1 pseudogene is annotated in these 448 nt (G+C 37.9%); it reads left to right on the forward strand.

The features are described 5' to 3' along the window. Positions 1-448: pseudogene (locus HMPREF2810_RS10945) on the forward strand (aggregation substance); the annotation flags it as partial.

Here is a 448-nt window from a genome sequence, read left to right on the forward strand (position 1 = left end):
AACCAGAAAAAGCAACGATTGAATTCAATCGATACAAAGCCAATGTGGTTCCTGTTCTTGTTCCGAATAAAGAAGTCACTGATGGCCAGAAAAATATCAATGATTTAAATGTGAAACGTGGCGATTCTTTACAATACATTGTGACAGGGGATACGACAGAACTTGCCAAAGTAGATCCAAAAACAGTAACAAAACAAGGGATTCGAGATACCTTTGATGCAGAAAAAGTGACGATTGATTTATCCAAAGTGAAAGTTTATCAAGCAGACGCAAGTCTAAACGAAAAAGACTTAAAAGCTGTTGCTGCAGCAATTAATTCAGGAAAAGCCAAAGACGTGACCGCTTCTTATGACCTTCATTTAGACCAAAACACCGTTACAGCAATGATGCAAACCAACGCAGACGGCTCTGTTGTTTTAGCAATGGGGTATAAATATTTACTTGTCTT

The sequence above is a fragment of the Enterococcus sp. HMSC078F03 genome (genome assembly GCF_001811595.1).
In the GTDB taxonomy this organism is placed as follows: domain Bacteria; phylum Bacillota; class Bacilli; order Lactobacillales; family Enterococcaceae; genus Enterococcus; species Enterococcus faecalis.